At 73.3% G+C, this 22,719-nt stretch carries 20 protein-coding genes and 1 pseudogene; 14 read left to right on the forward strand and 7 right to left on the reverse strand.

Annotated features, from left to right (window positions below; translation table 11 throughout):
• Nucleotides 1–27 precede the first annotated feature (27 nt).
• Entirely contained in the window at nt 28–153 is a 126-nt protein-coding gene (locus tag ACYVJ4_RS14835) for a hypothetical protein (protein WP_460460913.1), read from the reverse strand.
• Nucleotides 154–241: 88 nt separating this feature from the next.
• On the opposite strand from ACYVJ4_RS14835, the gene ACYVJ4_RS14840 reads away from it, so the two are divergent.
• Nucleotides 242–1,186 (forward strand): exopolyphosphatase, encoded by a 945-nt coding sequence (locus tag ACYVJ4_RS14840; protein WP_460460914.1) that lies wholly within the window; start codon nt 242–244, stop codon nt 1,184–1,186.
• Nucleotides 1,183–2,148 (forward strand): hypothetical protein, encoded by a 966-nt coding sequence (locus tag ACYVJ4_RS14845; RefSeq protein ID WP_460460915.1) that lies wholly within the window; start codon nt 1,183–1,185, stop codon nt 2,146–2,148. The genes ACYVJ4_RS14840 and ACYVJ4_RS14845 overlap by 4 nt, the downstream gene beginning before the upstream one ends.
• 29 nt (nt 2,149–2,177) lie before the next feature.
• On the opposite strand, the gene ACYVJ4_RS14850 is transcribed toward ACYVJ4_RS14845, so the two are convergent.
• From ACYVJ4_RS14850 to ACYVJ4_RS14865, 4 genes are all read right to left on the reverse strand, one after another.
• Nucleotides 2,178–3,500: a DUF1501 domain-containing protein gene (locus ACYVJ4_RS14850; RefSeq protein ID WP_460460916.1), complete on the reverse strand. Its 1,323-nt coding sequence runs from the start codon at nt 3,498–3,500 to the stop codon at nt 2,178–2,180.
• An 11-nt stretch (nt 3,501–3,511) separates the two neighbouring features.
• Entirely contained in the window at nt 3,512–5,101 is a 1,590-nt protein-coding gene (locus tag ACYVJ4_RS14855; RefSeq protein ID WP_460460917.1) for a DUF1800 domain-containing protein, read from the reverse strand.
• Between the two features lie 117 nt (nt 5,102–5,218).
• A complete protein-coding gene (locus tag ACYVJ4_RS14860; protein ID WP_460460918.1) occupies nt 5,219–5,527 on the reverse strand; it encodes a hypothetical protein in 309 nt (102 codons plus the stop codon).
• Between the two features lie 592 nt (nt 5,528–6,119).
• On the reverse strand, nt 6,120–6,740 hold the full coding sequence (locus ACYVJ4_RS14865) for a DUF6318 family protein (protein ID WP_460460919.1): 621 nt from the start codon (nt 6,738–6,740) through the stop codon (nt 6,120–6,122).
• 161 nt (nt 6,741–6,901) lie between these two features.
• Here ACYVJ4_RS14865 and ACYVJ4_RS14870 point away from each other — a divergent pair, with 161 nt between their 5' ends.
• The 12 genes from ACYVJ4_RS14870 (at nt 6,902) to ACYVJ4_RS14925 (ending at nt 21,182) form a co-directional block, all read left to right on the forward strand.
• Nucleotides 6,902–8,314: an HNH endonuclease signature motif containing protein gene (locus ACYVJ4_RS14870; RefSeq protein WP_460460920.1), complete on the forward strand. Its 1,413-nt coding sequence runs from the start codon at nt 6,902–6,904 to the stop codon at nt 8,312–8,314.
• Nucleotides 8,315–8,364: 50 nt separating this feature from the next.
• Entirely contained in the window at nt 8,365–10,866 is a 2,502-nt protein-coding gene (locus ACYVJ4_RS14875) for a DEAD/DEAH box helicase (RefSeq protein ID WP_460460921.1), read from the forward strand.
• A 104-nt stretch (nt 10,867–10,970) separates the two neighbouring features.
• Nucleotides 10,971–12,116 (forward strand): ROK family transcriptional regulator, encoded by a 1,146-nt coding sequence (locus tag ACYVJ4_RS14880; RefSeq protein WP_460460922.1) that lies wholly within the window; start codon nt 10,971–10,973, stop codon nt 12,114–12,116.
• Nucleotides 12,117–12,234: 118 nt separating this feature from the next.
• Nucleotides 12,235–13,476 carry an extracellular solute-binding protein gene (locus ACYVJ4_RS14885; RefSeq protein ID WP_460460923.1) on the forward strand — a complete coding sequence of 414 codons (1,242 nt, stop codon included), beginning with the start codon at nt 12,235–12,237 and terminating at the stop codon, nt 13,474–13,476.
• Between the two features lie 70 nt (nt 13,477–13,546).
• Complete coding sequence (locus ACYVJ4_RS14890) at nt 13,547–14,458, forward strand: carbohydrate ABC transporter permease (RefSeq protein ID WP_460460924.1); 912 nt, start codon at nt 13,547–13,549, stop codon at nt 14,456–14,458.
• Complete coding sequence (locus ACYVJ4_RS14895) at nt 14,455–15,387, forward strand: carbohydrate ABC transporter permease (protein WP_460460925.1); 933 nt, start codon at nt 14,455–14,457, stop codon at nt 15,385–15,387. The genes ACYVJ4_RS14890 and ACYVJ4_RS14895 overlap by 4 nt, the downstream gene beginning before the upstream one ends.
• A gap of 1 nt (nt 15,388) precedes the next feature.
• Nucleotides 15,389–16,900: a glycoside hydrolase family 3 N-terminal domain-containing protein gene (locus tag ACYVJ4_RS14900; RefSeq protein ID WP_460460926.1), complete on the forward strand. Its 1,512-nt coding sequence runs from the start codon at nt 15,389–15,391 to the stop codon at nt 16,898–16,900.
• Complete coding sequence (locus ACYVJ4_RS14905; protein WP_460460927.1) at nt 16,897–17,844, forward strand: ROK family protein; 948 nt, start codon at nt 16,897–16,899, stop codon at nt 17,842–17,844. Before ACYVJ4_RS14900 ends, ACYVJ4_RS14905 begins: the two co-directional genes overlap by 4 nt.
• Entirely contained in the window at nt 17,841–18,965 is a 1,125-nt protein-coding gene (locus ACYVJ4_RS14910; protein ID WP_460460928.1) for an N-acetylglucosamine-6-phosphate deacetylase, read from the forward strand. The genes ACYVJ4_RS14905 and ACYVJ4_RS14910 overlap by 4 nt, the downstream gene beginning before the upstream one ends.
• Nucleotides 18,966–18,978: 13 nt before the next feature.
• Nucleotides 18,979–19,761 (forward strand): glucosamine-6-phosphate deaminase, encoded by a 783-nt coding sequence (gene nagB, locus ACYVJ4_RS14915; protein WP_460460929.1) that lies wholly within the window; start codon nt 18,979–18,981, stop codon nt 19,759–19,761.
• A gap of 182 nt (nt 19,762–19,943) precedes the next feature.
• Nucleotides 19,944–20,081, forward strand: a complete 138-nt coding sequence (locus tag ACYVJ4_RS14920) for a hypothetical protein (protein ID WP_460460930.1) — start codon at nt 19,944–19,946, stop codon at nt 20,079–20,081.
• A gap of 27 nt (nt 20,082–20,108) precedes the next feature.
• Nucleotides 20,109–21,182, forward strand: a complete 1,074-nt coding sequence (locus ACYVJ4_RS14925; protein ID WP_460460931.1) for an App1 family protein — start codon at nt 20,109–20,111, stop codon at nt 21,180–21,182.
• 30 nt (nt 21,183–21,212) lie between these two features.
• On the opposite strand, the gene fabG is transcribed toward ACYVJ4_RS14925, so the two are convergent.
• Both fabG and ACYVJ4_RS14935 read right to left on the reverse strand, forming a co-directional pair.
• Complete coding sequence (gene fabG / locus ACYVJ4_RS14930) at nt 21,213–21,965, reverse strand: 3-oxoacyl-ACP reductase FabG (protein ID WP_460460932.1); 753 nt, start codon at nt 21,963–21,965, stop codon at nt 21,213–21,215.
• A gap of 79 nt (nt 21,966–22,044) precedes the next feature.
• Nucleotides 22,045–22,719, reverse strand: a pseudogene (locus ACYVJ4_RS14935) (hypothetical protein); the annotation flags it as partial.

Here is a 22,719-nt window from a genome sequence, read left to right on the forward strand (position 1 = left end):
GCCAACCTGCTCCCGGCGGGGCCGCCGTCACCGCTCGGGGACGTCGTCCGGCACCTGCTGGTCGCTCGAGCTCATGGTGACCTCCTGCGCTGGGAGCGGCTGTCGTCCCACCTTGCCGCGCCGCGCGCGTCGGCGCGACCGGCGCACCGTCACCCGTTCGGAGGATCGACAGGCGCGCCGGCGACGCCGACAGGAAGAGGGCGGGGCGAGCGTCCTGCACCACGAGGCGGAGGACAGGGACATGAGCGGGCAGAAGTACCGGCTGGTGACGCGCAGCGACTTCGACGGGTTGGTGTGCGCGGTGCTGCTGAAGTCGCTCGACCTGATCGACGACATCACGTTCGTGCACCCCAAGGACGTGCAGGACGGCGTCGTCGAGGTCACCGACCGCGACATCCTGACGAACCTGCCGTACGCGCCGGCCGCGCACATCGTGTTCGACCACCACCACAGCGAGACCCTGCGCAACGCCGGCGTCTCGGCGAACCACGTCATCGACGCCGACGCGCCGTCCGCGGCCCGCGTGGTCTACGACTTCTACGGCGGCGCCGAGGCCTTCCCGCAGATCAGCGACGAGCTGATGCGTGCGGTCGACCAGGCCGACTCGGCGCAGTACGAGCTGCACGACATCCTCGAGCCGCAGGGCTGGACGCTGCTGAACTTCCTGATGGACAGCCGCACCGGCCTGGGACGCTTCCGCGACTTCCGCATCTCGAACTACCAGCTGATGATGCAGCTGATCGACGAGGTGCTGCACCACGACGGCGTCGACACCATCCTCGCGACGCCGGACGTCGCCGAGCGGGTCGAGCTGTTCCGCGAGCAGCACGAGCTGTTCGTCGAGCAGCTGCTGCGCACCTCGACCGTGGTCGGCGACCTGGTGGTCGTGGACCTGCGCGACGAGGAGGTCATCCACGCCGGCAACCGGTTCATGGTCTACGCGCTGTTCCCGCAGTGCCGCGTCTCGGCCCACGTGATCTGGGGCCGCAACCAGCAGAACACCGTGCTGGCCGTGGGCAAGTCGATCCTCGACCGCACCTCGCCGGTCGACATCGGCGCGATCATGCTGCAGCACGGCGGCGGCGGGCACCACGCGGCCGGCACCTGCCAGGTGGCCCACGACGAGGCCGAGCAGGTCCTGAAGCAGATCGCGGTCGTCGTCAACGAGGCCCTGCCCGTCGCGTGAGCACGCCCGACGGCTGGCCGCGGGCGACCGCGGCACCGCCCCCGCCGTGGGAGCAGCCGGCGGTCCCCGGCCCGACGACGCCCTACGAGCCACCGCCGGCCTTCGGCCTCCCGACGTCCTACGGCCCAGGGGTCCCGCCGGCGTACCCGACGCCGGTGCGGCGGGCGGTGCCCGCTGCGCTGTCGCGCCGCGACGTGGTGCTGCTCGTCGTGGCCGTCACCGGTGCCTTGGTGCTGAGCCTGGTGGTCGGCGGCTTCGACAACCCGCTCAGCCGCGGGCTCGACCAGGCGAGCCGGTCGGCCGCGTACCCGCCCCTGCCGGACGACGCGCGGTACGTCCGCGTCGGCCCGGCCGTGCAGACGGCGCTGACCGGACCGTACGCCTGGGTGCAGCGCGACGCGCGCGGCGAGCCGGTGCGCTACGACCCGTGCCGCCCGCTGCACTACGTGGTGAACCCTGCGGGCGGTCCGCCGAACGCCGAGAAGCTCGTGCGCGACGCCGCCGAGGTGATCAGCGCGCAGACCGGCCTGGTGCTGGTGGAGGACGGCACGACCACGGAGCGACCGAGCCAGCAGCGCGAGCCGCTGCAGCGGGCGCAGTACGGCAACCGGTGGGCGCCGGTGCTCGTGGCTTTCGCCGGCGAGGGCGGGTACCCGGGCCTCGAAGGACGGGTCGCCGGCCTCGGCGGGAGCATCGCCATCACGACCCCGCAGGGGGAGCGCTACGTGACCGGGCAGGTCGTGCTGCGCGGTGACGTCGCCCAGCGGTTGGAGGACCGCGGCCGGACGGGGTCGGCGTCCGCGATCGTGCTGCACGAGCTCGGTCACGTCGTCGGGCTGGCGCACGTGCCCGACGCTGGGCAGCTGATGTACACCGACAACGTCGGCCAGCTGTCGCTGGGAGCGGGGGACGTGCAGGGGCTGTCGCTCGCCGGCCAGGGGCGCTGCTTCCGCGACACCTGAGCCCGCTCGGGCCAGGGGTTCGCGCGGGGTCAGGCGCGGGCGGTCGTGACGCCGAGCGGGGTGCCGGTCCAGCCCGGGAAGACGCCGCGCGCCTCGGCCAGGCTGGCACCGCAGCGGTTGACCAGGACGTCGGCGAGCACCGCACGGTAGTCCGTGGTCGCCCGCAGGTCGCCCTGGAACAGGTTGCTCGGGTCGAGACCCGGCCAGGTGCCGTGCACCTGGCCGCCCTGGACGCCGCCGCCCAGCACGAACATCACGTTGCCCCAGCCGTGGTCGACGCCGTTCGAGGCGTTCTCGCCGGTGCGGCGACCGAACTCGCTCATCGTGACGAGCGTGACGCCGTCCATCGCGCTGCCCAGGTCGGTCGCGAAGGCGGCCAACGACCCGCCCAGCTCGGTGAGCTTGTCGCGCATCCAGCCGCGGCCGACCGAGCCCAGCCCGGCGTGCATGTCCCAGTCACCCTCGTCGACGGTGAGCACCGCGACGCGCTGCGAGGACTTGATGAGGCGCGCGGCGTCCTTGAGGGCCTTGCCGAGGTCGGTGTCGGGGTAGGTCGCGCCGTTGGCGGGCGTGTAGCCCGCGCCGGAGATGATCGCGGCCTGGTCGAGCGCCGCGAGCGTGGCCCGGGCGGGGTCGCCCACGGTGCTCGTGGTGCCGGCGTGCAGGGCGCCGAGCGCGGTCGACCAGCGCTGGCGCGCCGCCGCGTCACCCGCGCCGGACAGCGCGAACGACTGCAGCGAGCGCATGGTGACCTCGGGCTGGGGGCCGGCGGTCGACCGCGGGGCGCGGCCACCGATGGTGACGCCGTTGAAGGGCGCGTCGGTGGAGGTCTGCGTGTCCAGGCCCAGGGTGCGGTCGAGCCAGCCGGTGCGGACGGACGAGCCGGGTGCGGCGCGCTCGATCTCCTCCATGGCCGAGAAGTGCGAGCGGTTCGGCGCGGTGAGGCCGGCGGCGTGGACGAAGGCCAGCGAGCCGGCGTCCCAGAACGGCTTCAGCGCGCCGAGGGCGGGGTGCAGGCCGAAGCGGCTGTCGAGGGCGAGAGTGCTGGCCTGCGGGATGCCGATGGTGGGGCGGGCCGAGTAGTAGGCGGTGTCGGTGACCGGGACGACGGCGCTGAGCCCGTCGAAGCCACCGCGCAGGAACATCACGACGAGGGTGTCGGTGCCGGGAGGCGTCGCGGCGTCGGCGTAGCGCACGGTGACGTTCTCGCTCACCGCCAGGGCCGCGCCGGCGCCCAGCACGCCGGTCAGCAGGCTGCGCCGGGTGAGGCCGCGGGCGCGCCGGTCGTCGGCGCAGCCGCTGCAGGTGGCGGGGTCGAGGGCCGCGCCGGGCGCGGTCGGGGTGGTCGTCATCGCTGGCCTCGTCACCGGTAGACGTGGAAGGGGGAGTCGAGCAGCAGCGAGACCCACTCGCCGAGGCGCCAGGTGACGGCGGCCGAGCTGCTGGTGAGCGGCGTGCTGGCGGTGACGCCGAGGAAGGTGAGCACCGCGGCGTTGCCGGCGCTGCCGAGGGTGCGGCCGAACAGCCGGCGCGCGACGTCGTCCACCAGCTGGCCGTGCGTGGCCGGCAGGGCAGCGGGGTGCACCTGCTGCAGGAGCGTCGCCGAACGGGTCAGCGTGGTCGGCCACCAGCCGCTGACGAGGGAGCGGGTGAAGTTCCAGCGCTGCAGGGTGGCGGACGTCGAGCCCCACGCTGCCGCCGCCTGCGGGTAGCCGTCGGGCGTCGGCCAGTTCATCGGGCTCTGCCCGGCGTCGCCGATCGCGTAGACGATCGCCTTGACTCCTTCGTAGCCGCTGGCGTCCGGGCCGAGGCCGAGAGCGCGGACCGTGGCCAGGGTCGACTCCAGCGGACGGCGGGTGACGGCGCCGAAGCTGGCCCGGAACTCGGGGCTGGTGAACATGACGCGCAGGACGGGGGCGATCGCCGTCCCGCCGGCGAGGTAGGTGCTCACCATGCGCGAGACGAGCGCGGACGGCGGGGTGTCGTTCACGAAGTACTGCGCCAGCTTGGTGCAGATGCGCTTGGCCGTGGCCGGGTGCTTGGCCAGGTAGGCGAGGTAGGAGCGGGCGACGGTCAGGCCGTCGGTGCGCGAGGCGTTGGTGTGCTTCCAGCCGAGCACCTTGACCGAGCCGGTCCAGTGGTACCAGGGCTTGTACTCGAACTCGCCCGACTCGTTGTTGACGCTCAGGCCGGTGAGGACCCGGGTGGAGTTCAGGACGTCGGTCTCGGTGTAGTTGCCGACGCCGAGGGTGTGCAGCTCGAGCAGCTCGCGGCCCTGGTTCTCGTTGGGGTGCGTGGCGCGGCTCGAGCGGTTGTCGAGGTAGGTGAGCATCGCGGGGTGCTGGCTGGCCATCGCGAGCAGGTCGCTGAACTTGCCGAGCGCGCGGGTGCGCAGCACGTACTGGTAGTGCGCGCGGGAGGCGTCGACGTCGTCGGAGAGCACGGCGACGTTGAGGTGGTTGGCCCAGAAGTCGGTCATGAGCGCCTGCAGCTGCCGCCGGGACCACAGGAGGCGGGCGACGTGCTCGCACTGGACGCCGAACTTGCGCTCCCAACCCTCGATCTTGCCGGTGTCGATCGCGTCCTTGACGGCCCAGACGGGGGTGGACTGCGATCCGAAGCGGGCGGCGACCTTGTCGTAGGTGCTGTCGCTCAGCCGGCTGGGGTTGAGCTGGTAGTCCAGCCACTTCGTGGCGCCCAGGCGGGCGATCTCGGAGACGAGCGCGGACGTCGCGCCGCTCGTGGCGCGGCGGGCGAGGTGCCAGGACTGGGTGTTCGTCGTGAACGCGGCGCCCGTGGTGGGCGGTGCTGCCGCGGCGGCGGCGGCGCTCGCGGCGGTGGCGATGCCGGTCGCGGCGCTGGCCAGGACGACCCCTGCCGCCCCGGCGGCGGGCAGCACGAGTGCGGTGCGTCGGCTGACGGTTGGCACGGACGCGTGCGACGCCTCGGTCACCAGAAACCCCTCTCGGCCGCCGCGCGGCGGTCCACCCGCTGGTTGTCTCGGCGGGTCGGGGCGGTTGCTTGAGTGCGCCGTCCGGGGGATGGGTGCGCGTTCGTGGGGTGCGGGTGGTCAGCGTGCGGTACCGGCCTCCAGGCGGGCGTGGGCCTCGCGGACGTCGAGCCGGGTGGGCGGCCCTGTCACGTCGAGGCTGTCGTCGACCGGCTGCCACGGACCGCCCTGAACGCTGAACTCCGCGGTGTAGCGGGCGGTCACGCTCGCGGGGGCGGTGGTCGTGTCGCGGTAGGTGTGGACGATCCTGCCGGTGGGATACGTGCCGCCGGCGTCGGTGGTAGGTGCGGTGCGGGTGCCGTCGCCGAAGGCGTAGGTGTAGGACTGGGCGCTCGGCCGGATGCGGACCTGCAGGCCGAGGATCGTCACGGTCGCGACCTCGGTCGGTTGGACGCCAGCGGCCGGCCACTGGACGCGGTAATAGGTCGGGAGGTTGACCAGCGTGACGTCGCCCTCAGGTTGGATGCGGACGGCGGGCGGGCGAAGTCGAGGTGCCGGAACGCCTCCTGCACCATCCCCAACGTCACGGTCGGTCCTTTACCACGGGGGCGCTCGGCTGTGCAGACGCTCCCGACGCGAACCCAAGGGCGTCCGGCCCCGTTCCGCTGCCACACCCAACTGAGAAACCCGACACCTCGGCCGCTCGCTGCGCACGTGTCGACAGATTGAGCGCACGATGCGTCCACGGCTGCCTCCCCGGGTGCGTTGTTGCGGCAGGCGGGCGTGAGGGTGCTCTCAATGTCGTTGTGCGCCGCGTTGGCTGCCGCGTGCCTGTGTCGTCCTCCTGCCTTGTGATCGGCCCGTCGGGCTCCAATGCGAATGCCGCCCTGGTGTAGCGCAGCTCCGACGCTGCTGTTGCCTCGGTGCCGCCCCGATCTCGCAGAAGCGGGGCAGACCGCCAGGGACAGCAGCATCACCGCCACCATCCAGACTCCGACAACTCGACGGAGTGCTGACTTGCTCATGAACCTTCGCCCGACAGCGCGGCGAGGGCCAGGTCGGCCGTGACCCAGCCGGCATCCGTCCGGTCGAGCAGGACTTCAGCAAGATGACGTTCCTCTGGCTGCACGCGACCTCGACGCCCTGCCCGGTCGAGTACGTAGGTCTTGCGCTGCCGCAGTGCAAACTGGAATGCGCGATGAGCAGTGGTCGACTCCGGCAACTCAACGAAGTCAGTCACCAGGTAGGGCTCGGCAGACAGGTGCTCGCCGTCCTGCCGAAACAGAGCGATGTTTCGCTCCAGGTTGGCGCAAGAGGAGCACGTCTTAGCCGAGAGTCCGGCGAGGTCTGTGGTCTCAGGTTCTACCAGGGCTTGGTTCATGCGATCGAAGTAGTAGCGGGCGAAGGCTTCGGCGCCGGCGGCGGTGTTGGCCCGAGCCGCGGCCGGCACCTCGCCGGTCGACGCCGTAGGAGAGGGAGCGCCCGATGTCGGGCTGCTCGCCGTGCCCGTCGCGGTCCCGACGACGGTCGGCGTGACCGGAGACGGCGGAGCTGTCGCCCCGTCGTCGCCCTGGCACGCCGTCAGCAGCGCAAGTGATGCTGCCGTGGCAGCCGTGATGAGAGAGATCCGCCCCAAGATCATGTGCCCGAATCTAGCGGAAATGTCACGGGTCGCGTCCAGAGCTCCCAGGCGCCTGTGGACAAAGGCCTCATCGATGGTCCACGGGTGGATAGCCGTGTCAGACCATCCACAGGAACCGTTCTGCTGCAACGGCTGTCAGTGGCTGACCATAGATTTGACGCATGACGACGACAAGCGCGACGCCGGGGGTAGGAGGGGGACTGGTCGCGAATGCGCTTGCCGCGGTCGACGCCGCGATCGACGCGCTGGCCGCCGTCCCCGCCTGGGGCTGGTCGTCGGACGACGTCGCCGAGCTCGTGGTGAGGGTCGAGCACCAGCTGCGCCGGCTGGCGGCCGTCCAACTGACGGCGGTGGCCGAGGCGTCCACCCGCGGACTGCCGAGCTCCTTGGGCCACCGCCGCTCGGCTCACTGGCTCACGAGCCTGGTGCCGGGCATGGCCGACCACGCGGCTCGTCGACTCGAACGTCGCGCCCGCGACCTGCACACCTCTCCGCTCGCGGCCGACACGAGGGCCACGCGAGCGGCCGTCGCGGCCGGCGACATCTCGCTCGAGCAGGCCGACGTCATCAGCGACACCGTGGCGTCGTTGCTCCCGCCGCGAGCGCCGGCGGGGACGGTCGACGAGCAAGCGGTCGCCGAGGTCGAACAGCTGCTGCTCGTCGAGGCCACGACCACCGACCCCGTGCGCATGCAACGTGTGGCGACGTCCCTGCGCTGCCGGCTCGACCCCGACGCCGACGACCGCCTGGCGCGCGACGAGGTGGCTCGCGACCACGCCCGCTCGTTCACCCTTGCCACGCTGCCGTCGCGGATGGTGCACGTCACAGGGCTCCTGACCCCCGAAGCGGGTGCGGCCGTCCGCTCCGCGCTCGACGCCTGGTCGGCCCCACGCCCCGCGACCGACGGCACCGCCGACCACCGCACCGCTAGCCAACGACGGCACGACGCGCTGGAAGCACTGGCCGGTACTGCCCTCGCCACCCCGAGCTTGCTGCCGACCACCCACGGTTCACCGTTCCGCGTCGTCACCACGGTGGCGCGCGAGACGTTGGAGGCAGCCCTGACCGGCCAGCCGGTGGCAGGACTCGAGCCGGCCCGGCTGGACGACGGCACCGCACTGTCGTCCTCGCGCCTCGCGGAGCTGGTCTGCACCGCGGAGCTCGTGCCCGTCATGGTCGACGAGCACGGCGGCCCGCTGGACGTCGGCGACACCCAGTACGCCTTCCCGCCCCGGATCCGAGCTGCGATCGTCGCCCGCGACCGGCATTGCACCTGGTCGCGCTGCACGGCCCCCGCGGCGTGGTGCCACGTCCACCACATGGAGTCCTTCGCGGACGGCGGCCCGACCTCCGAACGCAACGGCGCTCTGGTGTGCGGCCTTCACCACCGCTACGTCCACGCCACCGGCCAGCGCGGTCGCGTGGTGGACGGCGTCGTCCGGTGGGACGGAGCGCGCGCACCGGGTGCTTCGGCAGGCGCCGGCCCGACCGAGAACTGGCAGACGGCGAGGACGAGGGCAGCGCGAGCGGTCGAGCACCTGGTCCGTCGCTGGCGGGCACGTCAGCAGCAGTAATCCGTCCCGGCGGCACGCGCGGCCCGACGACCCGGCACCATGGTGGCTCCATGCTGCTCACCGACCTCGTCCCCGACCCCGCGGACGCCGACGCCCTCTACGACGCCTTCACCGCGTGGACGTCGGAACAGGGCCTCGACCTGTACCCGGCGCAGGACGAGGCGCTCATCGAGATCCTCAGCGGCAACCACGTGGTGCTGTCCACACCCACCGGGTCCGGGAAGTCCCTCGTCGCCACCGGGGCGCACTTCGCCGCGCTCGCCACCGGACGACGCAGCTACTACACCGCGCCGATCAAGGCCCTGGTGAGCGAGAAGTTCTTCGCGCTCTGCCAGCAGTTCGGCAGCGCCCAGGTGGGGATGGTCACCGGGGACGCGGCCGTGAACCCGGACGCACCGATCATGGCGTGCACCGCCGAGGTCCTGGCGAACCTGGCGCTGCGCGAAGGCGCCGCCGCCGACGTCGGCCAGGTCGTCATGGACGAGTTCCACTTCTACGGCGACCCGCAGCGCGGCTGGGCCTGGCAGGTCCCGCTCGTCGAGCTGCCGCAGGCGCAGTTCGTGCTGATGTCCGCGACGCTCGGCGACGTCTCCTTCTTCCGCGACGACCTGACCCGCCGCACGGGGCGCCCGACGGCCGTGGTGGCGGGCACCGAGCGGCCGGTCCCGCTGAGCCACAGCTACGTGCTGACCCCGCTGCACGAGACGCTCGACGAGCTGCTGAGCACCCACCAGAGCCCGGTGTACGTCGTCCACTTCACCCAGGCCGCGGCGCTCGAGCGGGCCCAGGCCCTGATGAGCACCAACGTGGCGACGCGCGAGCAGAAGGACGCCATCGCGGCCCAGATCGGGGCTTTCCGCTTCACGTCCGGCTTCGGCAAGACCCTGTCCCGCCTGGTGCGGCACGGGATCGGCGTGCACCACGCCGGCATGCTGCCGCGCTACCGCCGTCTGGTCGAGCAGCTCGCGCAGGCCGGTCTGCTGAAGGTCATCTGCGGCACCGACACCCTCGGCGTCGGCATCAACGTGCCGATCCGCACCGTCCTGCTGACCGGGCTGACGAAGTACGACGGCCACCGCCAGCGGCGCCTCAACGCGCGCGAGTTCCACCAGATCGCGGGCCGTGCCGGGCGAGCGGGCTACGACACCAGCGGGTACGTCGTCGTCCAGGCGCCGGAGCACGTGATCGAGAACGAACGCGCCCTCGCCAAGGCCGGCGACGACCCGAAGAAGCGCCGCAAGGTGCAGCGCAAGAAGCCGCCCGAGGGCCAGGTGACCTGGTCCGGCGAGACGTTCGAGCGGCTGGTGGCCGCCGAGCCCGAGCCGCTGCGCAGCCGCTTCCGGGTGAGCCACTCGATGGTGCTCGACGTGATCGGACGGCCGGGCGACACGCTCGAGCACTTCCGACACCTGCTGCTCGACAACCACGAGGACCCGCGAGCACAGGTGCGGCACGTCCGTCGCGCGGTCGCGATCTACCGGGCCCTGCTGGCGGCGGGCGTGGTCGAGCAGCTCGAGGTCCCGGACGAGACCGGACGACGCGCCCGCCTCACCGTCGACCTGCAGCGCGACTTCGCGCTCAACCAGCCGCTGTCGACCTTCGCCCTCGCCGCGCTCGACCTGCTCGACCCCGCTGCGCCGACGCACGCCCTCGACGTCCTCTCGGTGCTGGAGGCCACGCTCGACGACCCGCGCCAAGTGCTGCTCGCGCAGCAGTTCAAGGCCAGGGGAGAGGCCGTCGCGCAGATGAAGGCCGACGGGGTCGAGTACGACGAGCGGATCGAGCTGCTCGACGAGGTCACCTGGCCCAAGCCGCTGGCCGAGCTGCTGGAGCACGCCTACGAGACCTACCGCGCCGGCCACCCCTGGGTCGCCGACCACGAGCTGTCGCCCAAGTCGGTGGCGCGCGACATGCACGAGCGGGCGCTGGGCTTCGGCGAGCTCGTGGCCTTCTACGGGCTGTCGCGGTCCGAGGGGTTGGTGCTGCGCTACCTCGCCGACGCGTTCAAGGCGTTGCGCCGCACCGTTCCCGAGGGCTCCCGCACCGAGGAGCTCACCGACCTCACGGAGTGGCTGGGCGAGATCGTGCGGCAGACCGACAGCAGCCTGCTCGACGAGTGGGAGCAGCTCGTGGACCCGCAGCAGCCGCAGGCCGAGCAGCAGGTCGACGCCGCGCCGCCGCCGCTCACCCGCAACGTGCGGGCGTTCACGGTGCTGGTGCGCAACGCCATGTTCCGGCGCGTGGAGCTGCTCGCGCTGCGACGCTGGCACGACCTGGCCGAGCTCGACGCCGACGCCGGGTGGGACGCCGAGCGATGGGCCGAGGCGGGAGACGCGTACTTCGCCGAGCACGCGGACGTCGGCACCGGCCCCGATGCGCGGGGTCCTCGGCTGCTCCAGATCACGCAGGGGAGCGGCACCTGGCAGGTGCGGCAGGTGCTGGACGACCCGGCCGGCGACCACGACTGGGGCCTGCTGGCCGAGGTCGACCTGGCCGCCTCCGACGAGCAGGGCGCGGCCGTCGTCCGCTTCGAGGGTCTCGTCCGCATGTGACCGCGAGACCGACGCGACGCCGCCGGACACGCCGACGCACCTGCAGGCGACGAATTTGTTAGAACCCTTGACACAACGTTTGTGAGAACTCTTTACTAACCCGCGTGACGATCCCCAGCGCACCCTCCGGGCTGCGGCGGAGCCTGCGCCCCACGGGCAAGGTCCTGCCCGAGCACGCCCGGCGGCACAACCGTTCGCTGGTGCTGCAGCAGCTCTTCCGGTCCGGCCCGTCCTCGCGCGCCGACCTCGCCCGTGAGACCGGTCTGACCCGGGTCACGATCAGCGACCTGGTGGGCGAGCTCATCGACGACGGCCTGCTGGCCGAGCGCGGGGCCCGTCCCGGCACCCGGGTGGGCAAGCCCGCTACCCTGGTCGGCGTCCGGCACGAGGCGCACCACGTCGTGGCCGTCGACCTCTCCGACGAGAGCCGCCTGCACGGCGCGGTGCTCGACCTGCAGGGCAGCATCCTGCAGCGGCTCGACGTCGCGCTCGAGGGCCGCACCGGTGCCGCCGCCGTCGACCTCGTCGGCGAGCTGTGCGAGCAGCTGATCGCGCTCACCGACCGCAAGGTCCTCGGCGTCGGGATCGCGACGCCCGGCCTGGTCGACGCCGACGGCGTGGTCCTGCAGGCGCCGAACCTCGGCTGGACGGCGGTCCCGCTGGCCCTGGTGCTCGGCGAGCGCCTCGGTCTGCCGGTGCACGTCGCCAACGACGCGAACACAGCGGCCATGGGGGAGTACACGTTCGGCGACGCCGGCGAGCACGGGCTGATGTTGGTGCGCGTCGGCAAGGGCGTCGGCGCGGGCCTGCTCCTCGAGGGCGCGCTGCTGCAGGGCCAGCACCTGGCCGCCGGCGAGATCGGACACCTCACCGTCGACGAGCGCGGCGACGACTGCGCCTGCGGTCGCACCGGTTGCCTCGAGACCGTGCTGTCGGCGGCGGCGCTGCGCCACCGCGTCGACGGCCTCGACCCCGCCGCCACCCGGCGGGCGCTGGCCAAGGCCGGACGCCACCTCGGCACCGCCATCGCCCCCATCATCAGCGCGCTCGACCTCCGCGAGGTCGTGCTCTCCGGACCGGCCGACCTGCTCGGCGGCCCCCTGCTCGACACCGCCCTCGACGTCCTGCGTCGGCGGTGCATGCCCGTGGTCGGCGAGGACGTCGACCTCCGTCTGCCCGCGCTCGGCGAGGACGTCGTCCTCACCGGTGCCGCGGTCCTCGTCCTGTCCGGCCAGCTCGGGGTGTCCTGACCCGAGCCCGAGGTTCGTCAGCAGTGAAAGGCGCCCGTCGTCCGTCGAGCGCCTCGACCATCGCAGGAGGATCCACGTGAAGCACATCCGTTCTGCGGCAGTCGTTCTGGCTGCCGCTGTGGCCCTGACCGCCTGCGGCGGCAACTCGGGGTCGTCGTCCGACACGAACGCGAACGCGGGCGCGAAGACGAAGATCCGGCTGTGGCTCGTCGGCACGGACACCCCCCAGGAGGTCCGCGACTACGCCAAGGCGCAGTTCGAGAAGGAGAACCCGAAGGCCGAGCTCGTCATCGAGGAGCAGGTCTGGGACGGGCTCGTCGACAAGCTCACCACCTCGCTCTCGGGCAACGACAGCCCGGACGTCGTCGAGGTCGGCAACACGCAGGCCGTGGCCTTCACCTCGGCGGGCGCGTTCAAGGACATCAGCGACAAGAAGGCCGAGCTCGGCGGGGACGACCTGCTCAAGGGCTTCGTCGACGCCGGCACCTACGACGGCAAGCTGTACGCCGCGCCGTACTACGCCGGCTCCCGCCTGGTCTTCTACCGCAAGGACCTGCTCGCCAAGGCCGGCCTGAAGCCGCCGACCACGCTCGCGGAGTACGTCTCGGACGGCGCCAAGCTGCGCCAGGCCAACGGGAACGGCCGCTTCAGCGGCATCTACTTCCCCGGCCAGGACTGGCGCAACGCGCTGCCCTACATCTGGGCCTCGGGCGGCGACCTCGCCGTCGAGAAGGACGGCAAGTGGCAGGGCTCGCTGAGCACGCCCGAGTCCGTGGCCGGCCTGAAGATGGTGCAGCAGGTCATGCAGAACGCGTCCGGCGCGGCCAAGGACGGCAACGAGACCGACCCGCAGGTTCCATACTGCGCCAACCAGATCGGCATGCTCAGCGCGCCGGGTTGGGTCAAGGGCTCGATCCTTGCCCCCAAGGACAAGGGCGGCTGCCCCAAGGCGGAGAAGGACCTCGGCGTGTTCGCGCTGCCGGGCACCACGGCCGGCCAGACCGCCCCGGTCTTCCTCGGTGGGTCCAACATCGCGATCGCCGCGAAGTCCAAGCACCCCGACCTGGCCTACAACCTGCTCAAGGTGATCCTGAGCGACGGGTACCAGACCAAGATGGCCGCGGCCGGCCTCATCCCGGCCAAGACGTCGCTGTTCAGCTCGCTGGGCAACGACGACGTGGCCAAGGCCATCTCGCAGGCGGCCAGCAACACCAAGCTGACGCCGGCCGCACCGGGCTGGGCCAACGTCGAGTCCGACAAGATCCTGGAGGACCTGTTCGTCCAGATCGCCAAGGGCGGCGACGTGCAGCAGCTGGCCACCGCGGCTGACACCAAGATCACCGCCGCGCTCAACCGCTGACGCCGGTCCGCACGAAGCACCACCAGCACCCGACCGAGGAACGACCATCCACCGCAGGAGGGAGCAAGGGATGAGCGGGATCGCCGTCACGCTGCGCCGACGTCGTCCGTCCCTGCCCCACCTGCTGCTGGTCCCCGCGGTCGCGGTGCTGGTGGTGCTCACCGGCTACCCGCTGTGGCGGCTGCTGGTGATGTCGACCCAGAAGTACGGCCGGGCGCAGGTCTTCGGCGCCCCGCCGGAGTTCGTCGGCCTCGACAACTACACGCGAGTCCTGACCGACCGGCAGTTCTGGGTCGTCCTGGCCCGCAGCGCCGCGTTCTGCGGCGTCAACGTCGCCCTCACCATGGTGCTCGGCATGCTGGTGGCGCTGCTGCTGACCCGGCTCGGACGGGTCATGCGCTTCGGTGTCACCGTGGCGCTGCTGCTCGCCTGGGCCATGCCGGCGCTCACCGCGATCGTCATCTGGGGGTGGATGTTCGACACCCAGTACGGCGTCGTGAACTGGCTGCTCAGCGCCGCCGGCATGGACATGACCGGCCACTCGTGGCTGATCCAGCCGCTGTCGTTCTTCGCGGTCGCCACCGTCGTCATCACGTGGCAGTCGGTGCCGTTCGTGGCCTTCACCCTGTACGCCGCGCTGACCCAGGTGCCGGAGGAGCTGATGGAGGCCGCCCAGCTCGACGGAGCCTCTGCGGCGCAACGGTTCCGGCGCATCACCTACCCGCTGCTGCGCCCCGTCGTCCTGATCCTCACCGTCCTGCAGGTGATCTGGGACCTGCGCGTCTTCACCCAGATCTTCGCCCTGCAGGACGCCGGCGGGATCACCTCGAAGACGAGCACGATCGGGGTGTACATCTACCAGGTCGGCGTGGCGCAGGGCCGCTTCGACACCGGGAGCGCCATCGCCGTGATCCTCGTCGTCATCATGCTCGCCACGTCGTTCGTCTACGTGCGCCAGGTCGTGCGGCAGGACGCGCTGTGACCGCCTCCACCGCCGTGCCCGGGGCGGCCGCCGTCCCGGCTCCCGCCGCGGTCCCGGTCGCCCGCACCCGCCGTCGGGCCGGACGCCGCAAGCCCGGCCGGCTGCAGCGGCTGGCCCTCACGGCTGCCGGGCTGGTCGTGATCGTCGCGTCGGTGTTCCCCGTCTACTGGATGGTCAGCACCTCGTTCCTGCCCAACGACCTGATCCGCAACGTCGACCCGACGTTCGCGCCCGTGCACCCGACGGTCGGCAACTACCGCACGGTGCTGCAGGGCGACAGCCAGTTCCCGTTCGTCGACGCGCTGCGGGTCAGCCTCGTCGTCACGGTCGCGACGGTCGTGGTCGCCCTGCTCGTCGCGCTGCTCGCCGCCCTGGCCGTCACGCGCTTCACCTTCGTCGGCCGGCGTGCGTTCGTGCTCGTGATCCTCGTGGTGCAGATGCTCCCCGGCGAGGCGCTGATCATCTCGATGTTCCGGCTGCTCGACGGCTGGCACCTCACCAACACCGTGCTGGGCCTGACCGCGGTGTACGTCGCGTCCGTCCTGCCCTTCACGATCTGGACGCTGCGCGGGTTCGTCGCCGGCATCCCCGTCGAGCTGGAGGAGGCCGCGATGATCGACGGCTGCAGCCGGCTGCGGTCGTTCCGCTCGGTGACGCTGCCGCTGATCGGGCCGGGCCTGGTGGCCACCGGCGTCTTCGCCTTCATCCAGGCCTGGAACGAGTTCGTCATGGCGCTGGTGCTGATGAACCGTCCCGACCACCTCACCCTGCCGGTGTGGCTGCGCTCGTTCCGCCAGGTCAACAGCGGCACCGACTGGGGCGCCATCATGGCCGGGTCGACGCTGATGACCATCCCCGTCATCGTCTTCTTCGTGTTCGTCCAGGGCCGGATGTCGTCCGGCCTGGTCTCCGGTGCGGTGAAGGGCTGACATGGCCGACGTCCGCGAGCTCGCGCTGCGCGTGCTGCTGGCCTCGTTCGGGGGCCCGGAGCTGCCCGCGTGGGCGGCCGGGCTGCTCGACGACGGCCTCGGCGGGATCTGCCTCTACGGCAGCAACGTGCTCGAGCTCGAGCAGATCGCCGCGCTCAACGCCGCCGTCCACGCCGCGCGGCCGGCCGCCATCACCTCGCTGGACGAGGAGGGCGGCGACGTCACCCGCCTCCACTACCGCACTGGCAGCCCTCACGCCGGCCACGCCGTGCTCGGCCGGGCCGACGACCTCGAGCTCACGCGCGCCGTGGCCCGCGACGTGGGCCGCCAGCTGATCGCGCACGGCGTCGACCTCGACCTCGGCCCAGTGGCCGACGTCAACACCACGCCCGACAACCCGGTGATCGGCGTGCGCAGCTTCGGCGCCGAGCCGCAGCAGGTCGCCCGGCACGTCGACGCCTGGGTGCGCGGCGTGCAGGAGGCCGGTGCCGGTGCCTGCCTGAAGCACTTCCCGGGGCACGGCGACACCACGGTCGACTCGCACCTGGCCCTGCCGACCGTGAACCCGCCGCTCGAGGTGCTGCGCGAGCGCGAGCTGGTGCCCTTCGTGGCCGGCGTCCGCGCCGCTGCGGTGGCGGTGATGACCTCGCACGTCGTCGTCCGCGCGCTCGACCCGGCACGACCCGCGACGCTCAGCCGCGCCGCGACCCGGTTGCTGCGCGAGGACGTCGGGTTCGAGGGGCTGCTCGTCAGCGACGCCCTCGACATGCGCGGCGCCAGCGAGGGCCGTGGCATCCCCGCCGCTGCGGTGCTGGCCCTCGACGCCGGGGTCGACCTGCTCTGCCTGGGCTCGCAGTTCACCGAGCAGGGCGTGCTGGACGTCGTCGACGCCGTCGAGCGAGCCGTGGCCGACGGGTCGCTGGCCCTGGACCGGTTGGCCGAGGCCGCTGACCGCGTCGACCGCACGGGCGCGCAGCTCTCCCGCCTGCGCGAGGCGGCGTCCACGGCCGGCTCCGGGGGGCTCGGCGACGCCGCGAGCGATGCCGCCGCGAGCGCGACCGCTGCGGCACGTGCCCTCGACCTCATCGCGGGGTCCGGCAGTCTGCCGGTCCCCGGCGGCGCCCAGGTGCTCCGGCTCGTCACGGCCAGCAACGAGGCCGTCGGCCGTGCGCCGTGGGGCCTGCCGCCGGACGGGCGGGTGCTCGCCGGACGACGTGCGGTCGACGTGCACGACGGCGACCGGCCGTGGGACGACCTCGACGACGCGCCGCTCGTGGTGCTGGCGCGCGACGTCCACCGCCACGCGTGGGTGCGCGACGCGGTGCGGCAGCTGCGAGCCCGCCGTCCGGACGCCGTGGTCGTCGACCTCGGCTGGCCCGGCCCCAGCGACGGCAGCGACAGCAGCGACGGCAGCGAGGGCAGCGACGTCGTGACGGTGCGCACCTGGGGGGCCTCGGCGGTCTCGGGCCGTGCGCTGGACGACCTGCTCGCCGGCGAGGGGGACCCCCGGTGACCCGTGACCTCGTCGCGGGCGTCGACATCGGCGGCTCCAAGGTGCTCGCGGTCGTGCTGGACGGCGACCGCAGCGTCCTGGGGCGGGCCCGGGTGCGCACCCGGCGCGGTCCCGAGGGCGTGGTGGGGTCGGCGACCGACGCGGTGCGGCAGGCGCTGGCGAAGGCCGGGGCGACGCCGTCGGACCTGGTGGCCACCGGTGTCGGGGTGCCCGGCCTGGTGCAGCCCGGCAGCGGTGCGGTGTCGCACGCCGTGAACCTCGAGCTGGGGGCCGACCCGGTCGACCTGGCCGCGCACCTGGCTGCCGCGCTGGGTGCCCCCGCGGTGGTCGAGAACGACGTCAACGCCGCGGCCCTCGGCGCGTGGCGGCTGCGCGGCACCCCGGGCGACCTCGCGCTGCTCAGCATCGGCACCGGGCTCGCGGCCGGCCTCGTCGTCGGCGGCCACCTGCACCGGGGGGCGCGCGGGGCGGCCGGCGAGATCGGTCACGTCCCCGTCGACCCGGCCGGTGCCTGGTGCCCGTGCGGGCAGCGCGGCTGCCTCGAGACCCTCGCGTCCGGCGCCGCCCTGGCCGCGGCGTGGCCGCTGGTCGACGGCACGCCGACTGCGTGGCAGGCCGCCGCGGACGGCGACGAGAAGGCGGCCGAGGTGGTCGCCGACTTCGCGCGCGGCGTCGCGGACGCCGTCCGGCTGCTCGTGCTGACCTGGGACGTCGAGACCGTCGTGCTGGCCGGTGGCGTCACCGAGGTCGGACAACCGCTGCTCTCGGCCGTCCACCGCGAGCTGCAGTCCGCGCAGCAGGGCTCGCGGTTCCTCGCGGCGCTCGACCTGCCGCACCGGGTCGAGCTGCTTCCACCCGGTTCGCCGGTGGCGGCCGTGGGGGCCGCGCTGCTGGCGCGCGACGCCCAGGAGTCCCGCGACGCTGCTGGTTCGGCCGCTTCGTGACCGGGTCCGGCTCGCGAACCCTCGGCGTCGCCGCGGCGCTCGTCGACGACGTCCACGTGCCCGGCGACGTCCGCGTGGCCGACGGCCGGGTGGTCGAGGTCGGGCTCCCGCCGGGACGCGGCGGGCTCGCCGTCCCCGGCTTCGTCGACCTGCAGGTCAACGGCTACGGGGGAGTCGACCTCCTCGACGCCGACCTCGACGGCTGGCTGGAGGCCGGGCGCGCGCTCGCCCGGGCCGGCGTCGCCGCGTACGTCGCCAACCTCGTGACCTCGCCCGCCAAGACGACCCTGCGCGCGCTGGAGGTCGCCGAGCAGGCGCGCACCGCGCCGGCCCCCGGGGCGGCGCGGCTGCTCGGGGCCGCGCTCGAGGGGCCGTACCTCTCCCCGGAGCGGGCCGGAGTGCACGCGCCCGAGCACCTCCGTCTGCCGGACGTCGACGGGCTGGCCGAGCTGGTCGCCGGCGGTCCGGTGGTCGGCCTGACCCTGGCGCCCGAGCTGCCCGGCGCGCTGGACCTCGTCTCGTGGGCCGTCGAGCGCGGGCTGCTGGTCTCGTTGGGGCACAGCGCCTCTCGTGCCGTCGAGGCTCACGCGGCGGTGGACGCCGGAGCCCGCACCGCCACGCACCTGTTCAACGCCATGACGCCGCTCAGCGCCCGGTCGCCGGGTCTCGCCGCCGTGGCGCTGACCCGGCCCGAGGTGCACGTGCAGCTGATCTGCGACGGCGTGCACCTCGCCGACGACACCGTGCGGCTCGCGCTCGCCGCCGCCGGCGACCGCTGGGTGCTGGTCACCGACGCCATGGCGGCCGCCGGTCGTGGCGACGGCCGGTACGCCCTCGGCGACAGCAGCGTCGTCGTCCGGGACGGCGTGGCCCGCGACCCCGACGGCACCATCGCCGGCAGCGTCGGCTCGATGGCCGGCGGCGTCCGCGAGGCCGTGCGCTGCGGGGCGGCCGTGGCGGACGCGGTGGCCGCCGCCACGACGCGACCGGCCAGACTGCTGGGTGCCGCCGCGGCCGGTCTCGGCCGGCTGCGACCCGGCGACCCGGCGGACGTCGTCGTCCTGGACGACGCCCTCGACGTCGTCCGGGTGCTGCGCGACGGCGTCGAGCTGGACGGCTGAGGAGAGGCAGGACATGGAGGTCGTCGTCCTCCCGGACGAGCATCACCGGGCCGCGCTGGTCGCCGACGCGATCGCGGACCTGCTGCAGCGCAACGGGTCCACGGTGCTCGGCCTGGCCACGGGCTCGAGCCCGCTGCCGGTCTACGACGAGCTCGCCGACCGCTGCGCCGCGGGAACGCTGTCGCTCGCCGCGGCTCGCGCCTTCACCCTCGACGAGTACGTGGGGCTGCCGCCGGGGCACCCGCAGTCCTACCGCGAGGTCATCCACCGCGAGCTCGTGAGCCGCGTCGACCTCGACCCGGGCCAGGTGCAGGCACCCGACGGCGCGGCGTCCGACGTCCCGCGGGCGTGCGCGGCTTACGAGCGCGCCATCGCCGACGCGGGCGGCGTCGACCTCCAGCTGCTCGGCATCGGCAGCGACGGGCACCTGGCGTTCAACGAGCCCGGCTCGTCGCTGGCGTCGCGCACCCGGGTCAAGACCCTCACCGCGCGCACCCGCTCCGACAACGCCCGGTTCTTCGACGCGCCGGACGACGTCCCGCACCACGTCATCACCCAGGGGCTGGGCACGATCGGGGAGGCGCGCCACCTGGTCCTGCTCGCCACCGGCGAGGGCAAGGCGCAGGCGGTCGCCGACGCGGTGGAGGGACCGGTCAGCGCCAGCTGCCCGGCGTCGGTGCTGCAGCTGCACCCGCACGTCACCGTGCTGCTCGACCCGGCTGCCGCGAGCGGCCTGCGCCACCGCGACTACTACGAGCAGGTCTGGCGCGGGAAGCCCGGCTGGCAGGGGATCTGACCCCGTCGCGCGGCGTGACGGCCCTCACGCGGCCGACAGCGTTGTCATGATCAGCTCGTCCCCGCGCCCCGCCTACACTGGTGGTGGGCCACCAGTGGCTGTGCACGAGCGCGAACCTGCGCGCCGGTGAGACGACGACGTCCGAGCAGTCGTCGGGGTCCCCACCCAGAAGGGCTCTCACCATGAGCACTGCACGCACCGCCCTCGAGATCATCTACATCGAGCGCGTGAACCAGGCCGTCGAGGTCGACGACCTCGACCTGGTCGCCCGCCTCGCCCGCGAGTACGACGCGGAGCTGGACCGCCTGCAGGCGGCCTGACCCCCGGTCCGCCCGTAGGGTGGCGTCGTGACCACCGAGCGGAGCGGCGCGCACGACGTCATGCACCGCGCGGCCCGCACGGAGGACGCGCTCAACCGCGCGCTGTCCCGGCTGCTGCACCGCCGCGGCTGGCGTCCTCGGGTGATCCCGTACACCGGGTACGGCACCGACGGCTGGGTCCGCGTCCTCGGCCGGGTCCTGCTCTCGCCGCCCGGCACGGGTGAGCGCGCCGACGTCGCCGTGCGCGGTTGGCGGCACTTCGTCAGCGCCAAGCTCGGTGGCGTGCCGGTGACCGTCGACGTCGGCGGTCAGCGGCACGTCGTGGAGTGCGGGCGCGGCGGCTACGTCGACCTGCTCGTGCCGGCCGACCTCACGCCCGGCTGGCACACGGCCGAGATGCGGATCAGCGGCTCGGCCGTGGCCGAGGCACCGCTGCGCGTCGTCGGCGCGGACGAGCGGCTCGGCGTCGTGTCGGACGTCGACGACACCGTGCTCGTCACCGCGCTGCCACGACCGTTCCTGGCCTTCTGGAACACCTTCGTGCGGCACGAGGAGTCGCGGCGCCCGGTGCCCGGCATGGCCGAGCTCTACCGCACGCTGACCCGCTCGGCGCCGGACGCGTTCGTCGTCTACGTCTCGACCGGCGCCTGGAACCTGGCCCCCGCGCTGCAACGGTTTCTGCGCCGGCGCGGCTTCCCCGACGGCCCCCTGCTGCTCACCGACTGGGGTCCCACTCCCGAGGGCTGGTTCCGCTCGGGCCAGGACCACAAGCGCCGCACCCTGCGCCGGTTGATGGACGAGCTGCCGCAGCTGAGCTGGGTCTTGGTCGGGGACGACGGCCAGCACGACCCCGCGCTGTACGACGAGCTCGTCTGGGCCCGGCCCGACCGGGTGCGGCTCGTCGCGATCCGGCAGCTGGGACTGACCGAGCAGGTGCTGACGCACGGCACGCCGACCCCGCTGCCCGGCCAGCGGGCCGAGGAGCGCGGCCCGGACCGCGCCGGCTCCGACGTCCCCTGGCTGCGCGCGCCGAACGGCACCGAGCTGGTGGCCGAGCTGCGTCGCCGGGGCATGACGGACGACGGCACGCTGCGCCCCTGACCCCCGAGGCCGTGACTGGCCGGCAGCCGGCTAGAGCTTGGCGCCGCCGTCGACGTACAGCGTCTGCCCGGTGACGAAGCCCGACGCCTCGCTCGCGAAGAACGCGATGGCGTTGGCGATGTCGTCGGGCTGGCCGACCCGTCGCACCGGCGTGGCCTCCGCGCTGGCCGCCTGCAGCTGCTCGGGCGTGATGCCCAACCGCTGCGCCGTGGCGTCGGTCATCTCCGTCACGACGAAGCCGGGGGCCACCGCGTTCACGGTGACGCCGTACGGCCCGAGCTCGATGGCGAGGGTGCGCGTGAAGCCCTGCAGACCCATCTTCGCGGCGCTGTAGTTGGCCTGGCCGCGGTTGCCGAGCGCCGAGACGCTCGAGAGGTTGATGATCCGGCCGTACTTCTGCGGCACGAAGTGCGCCTGCGCCGCCTTGCTCGCGTTGAACGCACCCTTGAGGTGCACCGCCATCACGGTGTCCCAGTCGTCCTCGGTCAGCTTGAACAGCAGGTTGTCGCGCGTCACGCCGGCGTTGTTGACTAGGACGTGCAGCCCGCCGAGCTGCTCGACCACCCGGCCCACGGCCTGCTCGACCGCGGCGGCGTCGGTGACGTCGGCGCCCACGCCGATCGCGTCCGGCGAGATCGCGGCCGCCGTGGCCGCGGCGCTGGCCTCGTCGAGGTCGAGCAGGGCGACCGTGGCGCCGTCAGCAGCCAGCCGGCGGGCCGTCGCGGCTCCGATGCCGCGCGCTCCACCCGTGACCAGCGCCACGCGACCGTCCAGTGCACCCATCGACCGTTCCTCTCGCTCGGGACCGTGCGACCGGGACGCACCCGGTCAGGCGGGCGGGGCCCGCGCCGCCGTGATCGTCTCACCGTCGCGCAGCCTGCTGCTCTCCGCCCTGCTGCCCTCCGACCTGCTGCCCGTCGCCCCGTGCCCCGGCCGCGACCAGCGCCGCGTGCGGGACGCCGTGCCGCGCGAGCGCCCAGGCGTCGTGCGGCAGCGTGCCGGCCGACGAGACCGGCCGGACGTCGGTGCCGACGGCGTCGAGGGCGTCGCGCAGGGCCTGCACGCCGGCCGGCCGCGGCACCCGGTCGTACTCCGCGCCGATCACCCGCTCGAGGTGTGCCTTGAGCGCAGGGTGGATCCCGGCGTCGCGGTACAGCTCGTAGTCGTGGTGCGTGCGCACGGTCGCGTGCCAGCTGCCGGGGGTGTGCACCTGCACCTCGAGCAGCCGGCCCGTCGCGGGGTCGCGCAGGGTGAGGTTCACGCCCTGGTACCGCGGTCCACCCCAGGTGCTCTTGGCGGCCGCCAGCTCGAAGCCCTCGTCCCGCAGCGCCTGCACCGTGCGCACCGTGCCGCGCACGTACGCCTCGTCGTCCAGCACCACCGTGTACCGCACGGTGTCGTTGACCCGGCCGGCCACCCGGGCCGGGGAGCGGTCGGCCAGCGCGGTGCGTGCGTCGGCCAGCTCGCCGCCGACCTTGCGGTGCAACGACGCCGGCCCCTTCAGCACCCCCTCGTGGCCCACGCGCACCCCGCCGAC

The sequence above is a fragment of the Angustibacter peucedani genome, assembly GCF_054779595.1.